9 protein-coding genes and 1 rRNA gene are annotated in these 11,178 nt (G+C 51.1%); 8 read left to right on the top strand and 2 right to left on the bottom strand.

The window, feature by feature from the left end; genetic code table 11:
- The first annotated feature begins 43 nt into the window (after positions 1 to 43).
- The 5 genes from SK53_RS14660 (at position 44) to SK53_RS14680 (ending at position 4,967) form a co-directional block, all read left to right on the top strand.
- The gene (locus tag SK53_RS14660) at positions 44 to 784 is read left to right on the top strand and encodes a carbonic anhydrase (RefSeq protein ID WP_003860379.1); all 741 of its coding nucleotides are present in this window, start codon (positions 44 to 46) and stop codon (positions 782 to 784) included.
- Between the two features lie 329 nt (positions 785 to 1,113).
- Entirely contained in the window at positions 1,114 to 2,079 is a 966-nt protein-coding gene (dusB, locus tag SK53_RS14665; RefSeq protein WP_022651936.1) for a tRNA dihydrouridine synthase DusB, read from the top strand.
- A 23-nt stretch (positions 2,080 to 2,102) separates the two neighbouring features.
- Positions 2,103 to 2,399: a DNA-binding transcriptional regulator Fis gene (fis, locus tag SK53_RS14670; RefSeq protein ID WP_000462905.1), complete on the top strand. Its 297-nt coding sequence runs from the start codon at positions 2,103 to 2,105 to the stop codon at positions 2,397 to 2,399.
- A 178-nt stretch (positions 2,400 to 2,577) separates the two neighbouring features.
- Complete coding sequence (locus SK53_RS14675; protein ID WP_003860373.1) at positions 2,578 to 2,742, top strand: DUF2556 family protein; 165 nt, start codon at positions 2,578 to 2,580, stop codon at positions 2,740 to 2,742.
- 140 nt (positions 2,743 to 2,882) lie between these two features.
- Positions 2,883 to 4,967: a putative bifunctional diguanylate cyclase/phosphodiesterase gene (locus SK53_RS14680; protein WP_048209702.1), complete on the top strand. Its 2,085-nt coding sequence runs from the start codon at positions 2,883 to 2,885 to the stop codon at positions 4,965 to 4,967.
- Here the strand turns inward: SK53_RS14680 and envR are convergent.
- Entirely contained in the window at positions 4,962 to 5,609 is a 648-nt protein-coding gene (gene envR / locus SK53_RS14685) for an acrEF/envCD operon transcriptional regulator (RefSeq protein ID WP_048209704.1), read from the bottom strand. The two genes, SK53_RS14680 and envR, sit on opposite strands and share 6 nt — an antisense overlap.
- Positions 5,610 to 6,006: 397 nt before the next feature.
- On the opposite strand from envR, the gene SK53_RS14690 reads away from it, so the two are divergent.
- The 3 genes from SK53_RS14690 to SK53_RS14700 all read left to right on the top strand — a co-directional run bounded on the left by SK53_RS14690 (position 6,007) and on the right by SK53_RS14700 (position 10,741).
- On the top strand, positions 6,007 to 7,146 hold the full coding sequence (locus tag SK53_RS14690; RefSeq protein WP_048209705.1) for an efflux RND transporter periplasmic adaptor subunit: 1,140 nt from the start codon (positions 6,007 to 6,009) through the stop codon (positions 7,144 to 7,146).
- Positions 7,147 to 7,157: 11 nt separating this feature from the next.
- The gene (locus SK53_RS14695) at positions 7,158 to 10,271 is read left to right on the top strand and encodes an efflux RND transporter permease subunit (protein WP_048209706.1); all 3,114 of its coding nucleotides are present in this window, start codon (positions 7,158 to 7,160) and stop codon (positions 10,269 to 10,271) included.
- Positions 10,272 to 10,519: 248 nt separating this feature from the next.
- Complete coding sequence (locus SK53_RS14700) at positions 10,520 to 10,741, top strand: lipoprotein (RefSeq protein WP_003860364.1); 222 nt, start codon at positions 10,520 to 10,522, stop codon at positions 10,739 to 10,741.
- Between the two features lie 340 nt (positions 10,742 to 11,081).
- Here SK53_RS14700 and rrf read toward each other — a convergent pair.
- Positions 11,082 to 11,178: ribosomal RNA gene (gene rrf, locus SK53_RS14705) — 5S ribosomal RNA — on the bottom strand; the annotation flags it as partial.

The raw sequence follows: 11,178 nt of genomic DNA on the forward strand, positions 1-11,178 counted from the left end.
GTTAATTATTGATTTGGATAATAAAATTCACAGGAAGAATATGATGAAACACATTTCAGGCAAGGCAGCGCTGCTGGCGCTGAGCATGATTTCGGCTACGGCTTACGCATCACACTGGAGCTATCAAGGAGAAGGCGCACCGGAACACTGGGGCGAACTGGACGAGGCGTACAAGACGTGTAAAAGCGGAATGTATCAGTCGCCGGTCAACATAGATAACACGGTCAAAGCCCACATCTCTCCGCTGGAAACGCACTATATCGACGGCCCGGTCATTCTGACAAATAACGGCCATACTATCCAGGCGAGTGAAAATGCCGATACACGCGACAGCATCACGCTTGATAAACAGCGCTGGACGTTACAGCAGTTCCATTTCCATGCACCATCCGAAAACACGGTGCACGGTAAAAAATACGCAATGGAAATGCATCTGGTCCATAAAAACGCTGACGGCGAACTGACGGTCGTTGCCGTTATGTTCGATCAGGGCGCTGCAAACACTGAACTGGATAAACTCTGGGGCGTGATGCCGGGACAGGTTGACCAGAACGTCACGATTAAGCCAACCCTTGATATGAATAAATTACTGCCCGCGGATAAAACTTACTGGCGTTTTAGCGGCTCTCTGACCACCCCACCGTGTTCAGAAGGGGTAACGTGGCTGGTCCTCAAGCATCCGCTGACCGTCTCTGCTGAACAGCTGCAAAAATTTACTCACACTCTGCACCACGAAAACAGCCGCCCGGTTCAGCCGCTTCATGGCCGTCTGGTTGTTGAATAAGTCGATTTTTTACGTTGATATCCTGTGCTGAAATGCGACGCAGATCGCAAAGAAGCGCCATAATCTGCTGCTTATAGCAGCAGATTATCCCGAACAATTGATCCATTTATTCAGAAATGATGAGAAGTTACGGGAAATTGTAAGCGCCCACAAAATGTTCATTTATTCATAACACAATGATTTAAATAGCGAATAATCTTATCCCAAAAGAATGACTGGCGATTCCTTGATCTACAACAGAGGATTGTTCAAAGTTTGGCCTTTCATCTCGTGCAAAAAATGCGTAATATACGCCGCCTTGCAGTCACAGTATGGTCATTTCTTAACTCATGCGCATCGGACACCACCAGCTCAGAAATCGCCTGATCGCAGCCCCAATGGCAGGTATTACCGACCGGCCGTTCAGGACGCTGTGCTACGAGATGGGAGCAGGATTAACCGTTTCCGAGATGATGTCGTCTAACCCGCAGGTTTGGGAAAGCGACAAGTCCCGCCTTCGGATGGTGCACGTGGATGAACCAGGTATCCGCACCGTGCAAATTGCCGGAAGCGTGCCTGAAGAAATGGCAGATGCCGCGCGTATTAACGTGGAAAGTGGCGCCCAGATTATTGATATCAATATGGGTTGCCCGGCCAAAAAGGTGAATCGCAAGCTTGCAGGTTCAGCCCTTCTGCAATACCCCGACCAGGTGAAGTCAATCCTGACGGCGGTTGTCAGCGCAGTGGACGTTCCTGTTACGTTGAAGATTCGCACGGGTTGGTCGCCGGAACACCGTAACTGCGTAGAGATTGCCCAACTGGCCGAAGACTGTGGCATTCAGGCCCTGACCATTCATGGACGCACTCGCGCCTGTTTGTTCAACGGTGAAGCTGAATACGACAGCATTCGGGCAGTTAAGCAGAAAGTTTCCATTCCGGTTATCGCGAATGGCGACATTACTGACCCGCTTAAAGCCAGAGCTGTGCTCGACTATACGGGAGCTGATGCTCTGATGATAGGACGTGCCGCTCAGGGAAGACCCTGGATCTTTCGGGAAATCCAGCATTATCTGGACACTGGGGAGCTGCTTGCCCCGCTGCCTCTGGCAGAGGTCAAGCGCTTGCTTTGTTCGCATGTTCGGGAATTGCATGACCACTACGGCCAGGCAAAAGGGTACCGAATTGCGCGTAAACACGTCTCCTGGTATCTCCAGGAGCACGCTCCAAATGACCAGTTTCGGCGCACATTCAACGCCATTGAGGATGCCAGCGAACAGCTGGAGGCGTTGGAGGCATACTTCGAAAATCTTGCGTAATGAAATAAAGAGCTGACAGAACTATGTTCGAACAACGCGTAAATTCTGACGTACTGACCGTTTCTACCGTTAACTCTCAGGATCAGGTGACTCAAAAGCCCCTGCGTGACTCGGTTAAACAGGCACTGAAGAACTATTTTGCTCAACTGAACGGTCAGGATGTTAATGACCTGTATGAGCTGGTACTGGCTGAAGTTGAACAGCCACTGTTGGACATGGTGATGCAATACACCCGTGGTAATCAAACCCGCGCTGCCCTGATGATGGGCATCAACCGTGGTACCCTGCGTAAGAAACTGAAAAAATACGGCATGAACTAATTTCGATTAGCTAACTGCTTGTTTAAAAAGGCGCTCTTCGGCATGGGGAAGCGCCTTTTTTATCGTTCGGGCGAGCAACCGTCAACGCTTTGTAAACCTTCCCTTTCCCCACTTTTCAACGCCCGCTTTTCGTGTATATTTCCACCAACTTACAGGCTCTCTTTTCGCGGAATGACACATGATTCGTAAATACTGGTGGCTGGTCGTTTTTGCTGTCTCTGTTTTCATTTTCGATGCGCTGCTGATGCAGTGGATTGAACTGATGAGCACTGAAACCGATAAATGTCGCAATATGAATTCCGTGAACCCGCTTAAACTGGTCAACTGCTCAGAGCTGGACTAACCGCTTCCATCCTGTATAAAACCCTGTTAACACCCAATAAAAACAGGGGCTTAAATCACTTTTCGTCATTTCCTGACGATGATAATGTCTGTCCCCTTTCCAACCGCTCTTGCTTAACGTCTCACACGAGTGAACAGACCATGCTGGTTAGCCAATACAACCAAATCCTCGTAGTCATCTCCTTTGTTGTTGCCATTCTTGCCGCCTATACCGCACTGAATATGGCTGCGCGCGTTGCCGGAAGCCAGGGCGTCGCTGCACGCGTCTGGCTGGCAGGTGGCGGTGTTTCGATGGGGATTGGCGTGTGGGCGATGCATTTCATCGGTATGCTGGCGATGGATCTTTCCATGAGCATGAGTTACAACGCGGCCCTGACCGTGCTTTCGATGGTTATCGCCATTAGCTCGTCAATGTTTGCCCTGTGGCTCGTTAGCGGCGAGCAGCTACGTTTGCGCCGGCTGCTGCCTGGCGCCGTCGTGATGGGAACGGGCATTGTTGCCATGCACTACACCGGTATGGCTGCCCTGGAGGTCACACCGGGTATTGTCTGGGATAAAACGTGGGTGGCTATCTCTGTGGTCATAGCCCTTGCCGCTTCACTGGCCGCTCTTTGGCTGACGTTCCGTTTACGTCAGGAAGCCGCACGAATGGCGTTGATGCGGCTGGGGGCGGCGATCACCATGGGCATCGCTATCGCTGGCATGCATTACGCTGGCATGGAAGCAGCACAATTTCCGATGTCGACGATGGTCCACCATCATGGCATTAACGGGAGCTGGCTGGCGATATTGGTTAGCGTGGTCGCGCTCGCTATTCTGGGGATTACGCTGCTGGTGTCGATGTTCGATGCCCGCCTTCAGGCTCGTACCTCGCTGCTGGCCTCATCACTGGCAGAAGCTAATCGTGAACTCGCACAGCTGGCGTTGCATGATACGCTGACGCGATTACCCAATCGTATTCTGCTTGAGGATCGCCTCGATCAGGCCATTAGCAAGGCCGATCGCGAAGGAAGCCCTTTCGCGCTGATGTTTATGGATCTTGACGGCTTTAAAACCGTCAACGATGCCTATGGTCATGATGTCGGTGACAAGCTTCTGGTAGCGGTGACTCAGCGTTTGCTGTTGCAGTTGAAAGGTCAGTACACGCTGGCGCGTATCGGTGGGGATGAATTCGTGCTGCTGGCCGAAACCGCCACTCCGGATGATGCTGCCTCACTGGCAAATTCACTGGTGCGCGTCATTGATAGCCCGTTCCATCTCGATCCTTACGAACTGATGGTCACCCTGAGCATTGGCATTGCGCTCTATCCACACGATGGCAAAACCGATCGTGAACTAATGTTTAACGCTGATGCTGCGATGTACCACACGAAACATATGGGTCGCAACGGCTATCACTTCTTCCAGCCGTCAATGAATACGATGGCGCAGACGCATCTACAGCTGATGAATGATCTGTGGCAGGCCATCGACCGTGATGAGTTACGCCTGCTTTATCAACCTAAATTCCACGCCCCTGCCGGGCCGGTCATCGGGTTCGAAGCGCTGTTACGCTGGCAGCATCCCAAACAGGGATTACTCTCCCCCGACCTGTTTCTACCGCTGGCAGAGAAAACAGGGCTGATTATTCCGATTGGAAACTGGGTAATCGACGAGGCCTGCCGCCAGCTGCGTGAATGGCATCTTCAGGGCCACACGGACTGGTCAATGGCGGTGAATCTTTCTACGTTGCAGTTCGAACAGCCGTCGCTGGTTAAAACGGTTCTCGATTGTCTGACGCGCCATAGCGTGCCGCCCGGCATGTTGATCCTGGAGGTGACTGAAACCACGGCAATGAGCAATCCGGACGAAAGCGTACGCGTCCTGACAGCGCTGACGGATGCGGGAGTAAAAGCCTCAATAGACGATTTTGGTACAGGTTACTCAAGCCTTCTCTATCTTAAGCGGCTTCCCGCCTGCGAGTTGAAAATCGATCGCGCTTTTGTGAAAGAGTTAAGTGGAGAGAGCGAAGATGCGACAATTGTCTCGGCGATTGTCGCCCTGGCAAAAACGCTGAATCTGAAGGTCGTGGCGGAAGGGGTCGAAACCGCAGCGCAGCAGACCTTCCTGACAGAACTGGGATGCAATACGCTACAGGGTTATCTGCTGGGCAAACCAATTACCGCGCAAGCTATTATGGAACAGTGCCAGCACGGGGAGATGTCGCCACCCCGGGCGCAGTCATAAGGCTGTATCGTAAACCACTGGCGCCGCTCGGGTGATATTTAGTGTCGCCAGAATATTATCCACCAGCGCCGGCGCTTGTTTGTACAGATTAAAACTGGTGTTATCCATTAACCAGTTTTTAATGACTCCGCTAAAAAACGCATGGAAAACAATCAGCGCCAGTTCAATATTAGTTTGCGAAGAGATAATGTTATGAGCAATGCATCGCTTAAGCGTCTTGCGAAGATAATCATCGTTTAAACCGATCCGCTTGCGTATTTCACATTCTGAAATCACATCGTCATGAAATTCACACTTATGATACAGAATTTGTAAAAGCGCATACTGTCGGGGTTCGCTCGCAATATATTGCAGCGCAACAATAAATTGTTCACGAAGCATTAACAAAGGGTCGTCATTTTCGGAAAGCATTAGCCTGTCACGAATGATTTCACGCAGCGGCAATTGCTGTTCCCATATTGCGTTAAATATTTCCGCTTTACTCGAGAAATGCCAGTAAACCGCCCCGCGTGTGAGTTGAGCTGCATCGGCAATGTCGGTAAGCGTGGTGCTGGCCACGCCACGCGTCGCGAATAGCCTGATAGCGGCTTCAATCAGCTGCTGGCGGGTCTTTTGAGCCTCTTCTTTCTTTTTGCGCGCCATTACCTGCTACTCGTTACTTACAAGATTGATACGTTATCAAAGGATATTGCCGTGGTCGTGTCAGACAAAGTATTAACCAAAATCCTTGTTAGTTTTGCACAAAAAAAGTCAATTCGTTTAATTTATAAACCTCGTGAATAAATTGAATATATTAAATACATAAAACATATGTATAGCTTTCACCAAAAAGCATTTCGTTGATTATCCTGACAGAAATAGAGTGTCGAATGCACTGGGTCAGATTCCGATTTTACTTTTTAAAAGCTCCATCAGCACTTATAAATTAAAAAACATTAAATACCCTCATTATTATACGAAGCTACATTTCTTTTTTTGCCTCACACCCTTTCACCGATTCATGACAAATATCGGTTCAGGGGTAGTTTAAGGAACAGTAATGACGAATCACTTCAGATGCTTACCCTTATCCGGTTTCATTGTCTGTGCCGCGCTGCTTACCGGGTGCGATGGGCAAGAAAACCCACAGCAGCATGCGCAAGCTCCTCAGGTCAGTGTTCATATTGTTAAAAGCGCGCCACTGGCCGTAAAGACAGAATTGCCTGGCAGAACTGACGCGTATCGTGTTGCGGAGGTTCGTCCCCAGGTAAGTGGTATCATTCTGCACCGTAATTTTACCGAAGGCAGCGACGTCAAAGCGGGTGAATCCCTTTATCAGATCGATCCGGCCACGTATCAGGCAGCCTACGACAATGCGAAAGGTGAACTGGTAAAAGCACAGGCGGCGGCCAATATCGCTCATCTGACGGTGAAACGTTACGTTCCGCTGGTCGGTACGCAATATGTGAGCAAGCAGGAGTGCGATCAGGCGGTGGCAACCGCCCAGCAGGCGGATGCGAGCGTCGTTGCCGCGAAGGCTGGCGTTGAAAGCGCGCGGATCAACCTGGCTTATACCAAAGTCACATCCCCAATCAACGGGCGTATAGGTAAATCCAGCGTCACCGAAGGGGCGTTGGTTACTAATGGTCAGTCGACTGCACTGGCGACGGTTCAGCAGCTCGATCCCATTTATGTCGATGTGACGCAATCCAGCAGCGATTTTATGCGTCTGAAGCAGCAGACGAGCCTGCAAAAGGGAGACACCAGCAGCGTCGAGTTGCTGATGGAAAATGGCCAGCCTTATCCACTGAAAGGAACGCTCCAGTTCTCTGATGTCACGGTAGATGAAAGTACCGGCTCAATCACCCTTCGCGCCCTCTTCCCTAACCCTCAGCATATGCTGTTACCGGGTATGTTTGTCCGTGCACGCATTGACGAAGGTACACAACCTGATGCCATTCTTGTTCCCCAGCAGGGGGTAACCCGTACACCGCGCGGGGATGCCACTGTGCTTGTGGTAAACGATAAAAACCAGGTGGAATCGCGCACTGTCGTTGCACCGCAGGCGATTGGCGATCGCTGGCTGATCACGGAAGGCCTGAAAAACGGCGACCGCGTCATTATCAGCGGCCTGCAAAAAGTTCGCCCTGGCGTTACCGTCGTGGCTATTCCTGATACCGCCGCGACTCCAGCCAGTTAAGGAATAACGACATGGCTAATTTCTTTATTCAACGGCCTGTTTTCGCCTGGGTACTCGCCATCATTCTGATGATTGCAGGCGGGCTGGCCATTTTAAAACTGCCGGTGGCGCAATATCCGACCATTGCGCCGCCAGCGGTGGCGGTGACAGCAACCTACCCTGGCGCTGATGCCCAGACGGTACAGGACACCGTAACTCAGGTTATCGAACAGAACATGAACGGTATCGATAATTTGATGTACATGTCGTCCACCAGTGATTCCGCCGGTAACGTCACCATTACGCTGACGTTCGAGTCGGGTACGGATCCTGATATCGCGCAGGTGCAGGTTCAGAACAAACTCCAGCTCGCCATGCCGCTGCTGCCGCAAGAAGTGCAGCAGCAGGGGATTGGCGTGGAGAAATCCAGCAGCAGCTTCCTGCTGGTTGCAGGCTTTGTGTCGGACAATAAAAATCTCACGCAGGATGATATCTCCGACTATGTCGCTTCTAACGTAAAAGATGCGATCAGCCGTACTTCCGGCGTCGGTGACGTGCAACTGTTCGGTGCCCAGTATGCAATGCGCATCTGGCTGGACAGCAACGCGATGAACAAATATCAGCTCACGCCGCTGGATATCATTAACCAGCTGAAAACACAGAACGACCAGATTGCTGCGGGCCAGTTGGGAGGAACGCCGTCCGTACCAGGGCAGCAACTGAACGCCTCAATTATTGCTCAAACACGCTTGAAATCGCCGGAGGAGTTTGGTCGTGTGACGCTGAAGGTGAACCAGGACGGTTCAATGGTCCACCTGAAAGATGTGGCACGCATTGAGCTGGGTGGCGAAAACTACAACATGGTCACCAAAATCAATGGCCAGGCAGCAACGGGGCTGGGGATCAAGCTGGCGACTGGCGCAAACGCGCTGGATACCGCTGCCGCCATCAAGAGTAAACTGGCGCAGTTGCAGCCCTTCTTCCCTCAGGGTCTGAAAGTCGTGTATCCGTACGACACCACACCTTTCGTGAAGATCTCCATCCATGAAGTGGTGAAGACGCTGTTTGAAGCGATTGTTCTCGTGTTCCTGGTGATGTACCTGTTCCTGCAAAACCTGCGGGCAACGCTTATTCCCACTATCGCCGTTCCCGTGGTGTTACTGGGCACCTTTGCGGTACTGGCTGCGTTCGGGTTCTCCATTAACACCCTGACGATGTTCGGGATGGTATTGGCGATAGGTCTTCTCGTCGATGACGCCATCGTGGTAGTCGAGAACGTAGAACGCGTCATGGTTGAGGACAAGCTGCCGCCAAAAGAGGCGACGCAGAAGTCAATGGAGCAAATCCAGGGCGCTCTGGTGGGCATTGCCATGGTGCTTTCGGCGGTATTTATTCCGATGGCATTCTTTGGTGGTTCAACCGGGGCTATCTATCGCCAGTTCTCGCTGACCATTGTCTCCGCGATGGCCTTGTCGGTACTGGTGGCGTTGATATTAACGCCTGCTCTTTGTGCAACGCTGCTCAAACCGGTTTCCAGCGAACATCATGAAAAGAAAGGTGGTTTCTTCGGCTGGTTTAACGCGTTCTTTGATAAGAGTGTGGAGCACTACAGCAACAGCGTGAGCGGCATTTTACGTAAGACCGGCCGCTATCTGCTGGTTTACGTCATCATCGTCGGCGGCATGGCAGTTCTGTTCCTGCGCCTGCCTTCCTCCTTCCTGCCGGAAGAGGATCAGGGTGTGTTTATGACGATGGTTCAGTTGCCGGCAGGGGCGACGCAGATGCGTACCCAGCAGGTACTCGATCAGGTTCAGGATTATTACCTGACAAAAGAGAAAGCGAACGTTGAATCGGTCTTTACCGTAAACGGGTTTAGTTTTAGCGGACAGGGTCAGAACTCCGGTATCGCTTTCGTCAGCCTGAAGCCATGGGAAGAGCGTCCGGGCAAGGAAAACGGCGTTGAGGCGATTGTCAGCCGCGCGACGAAAGCGTTCAGCCAGATCAAAGACGGCCTTGTATTTCCGTTTAACCTGCCTGCCATTATTGAACTGGGTACCGCAACAGGCTTTGACTTTGAACTGATAGACCAGGCAAACCTGGGACATACGCAGTTAACGCAGGCGCGTAACCAGCTGCTGGGCATGGTGAGAGAACATCCTGACTTACTGGTCCGCGTGCGTCCTAACGGACTGGAAGATACGCCACAGTTCAAGCTGGACGTCGATCAGGAGAAGGCACAGGCGCTGGGTGTGAGCGTGTCTGACGTCAATCAGACTATTTCAACAGCCCTGGGTGGCACCTATGTGAACGACTTTATCGATCACGGACGGGTGAAAAAAGTTTATGTCCAGGCTGATGCTCGCTTCCGTATGCTACCCGGAGACATTAACGGCCTGTATGTGCGTAGCGCTAACGGCGAAATGGTGCCTTTCTCTGCCTTTAGCAGCTCTCACTGGGTGTACGGTTCACCGCGTCTGGAACGTTACAATGGGATGCCATCAATGGAGATCCTCGGTGAGTCTGCACCAGGCAAAAGTACCGGTGAGGCAATGGCGCTGATGGAAAACCTTGCGTCAAAACTGCCGTCCGGCATCGGCTATGACTGGACGGGGATGTCTTATCAGGAACGACTTTCCGGGAATCAGGCTCCGGCGCTGTACGCCATTTCACTTATTGTGGTGTTCCTGTGTCTGGCGGCTCTCTATGAAAGCTGGTCAATTCCATTCTCGGTCATGCTGGTTGTGCCTCTGGGGGTGATCGGTGCGCTTCTGGCTGCATCAATGCGAGGGCTGAACAATGACGTTTACTTCCAGGTTGGTCTGCTTACAACAATTGGTTTATCAGCCAAGAACGCCATACTGATCGTTGAGTTCGCCAAAGATCTTATGGATAAAGAAGGCAAAGGGATTATCGAAGCCACGCTTGAAGCCTCGCGTATGCGTCTGCGTCCTATCCTGATGACTTCCCTGGCATTCATCCTTGGTGTTATGCCTCTGGTCATCAGCAGCGGTGCAGGTAGTGGTGCACAAAATGCGGTCGGGACGGGCGTGATGGGCGGGATGCTCTCAGCCACACTGTTGGCCATATTCTTTGTTCCTGTTTTCTTTGTGGTTGTCCGGAGACGATTTACAAAGCACAAGGATTAATGAAAATCATAAAGGCACCTCTGGTGCCTTTTTTATTTCCTGAAAAAAATGTAAAAACACATCCCCTCTTCACATTTCCTCCATTAATAATTACTGCCCGCGCTTTTTTCTTCATAATTTTTACAATCCACACAAATTGAGATTATTCCACGTGCTGCATGGTATTAGTGCGGTGGTAAAATAATCATCGATTCGTTAATTGCCGCATCGGCTCTTTAGCGAATAGGCGATCATATTGAGGTAACATCATGAAAAGATTCCTTTCCGTTGCACTTCTCGCTGCGCTGCTTGCTGGTTGCGCGCACGATTCCCCATGTGTACCGGTATACGACGATCAGGGGCGACTGGTTCACACCAATACCTGTATGAAGGGCACTACCCAGGATAACTGGGAAACAGCAGGTGCGATTGCTGGTGGCGCCGCGGCAATCGCTGGCCTGACACTCGGTATTGTCGCCCTCACTAAATAAGGCTTCTAAAAGCGCGGCGATGGCCGCGCTTTTATTTTTGCCTGATATAAGAAACGTATATTCCCCATCGCAAATAACATCAGATATTAATTAAATTCAATACGCTACCTTACTCCTCGCTATATCCCTTACCTGTACAGCATTTGGCATAACATTTAATTCATTTAACACTACTGCGAGCCAGCAGAATGCATTTCACAACTACAGTTTCAGTACGGTAAAGCGCTACGTCCGTAGGGTATTAACGGCACCAGTGAGAACATCGAATGAGGGAATTGGTTTAGCTAGAGATATAACGCAAAAAGGCCACCCTTTCGGATGGCCTTTCTACTTGTTTGATGTCTGGCAGTTCCCTACTCTCACATGGGGAGACCCCACACTACCATCGGCGCTACGGCGTTTCACTTCTGAGTTCGGCATGGGGTCAGGTGGGACCA

Source organism: Enterobacter sp. MGH119 (assembly GCF_001037675.1).
Taxonomy (GTDB): domain Bacteria; phylum Pseudomonadota; class Gammaproteobacteria; order Enterobacterales; family Enterobacteriaceae; genus Enterobacter; species Enterobacter hormaechei_C.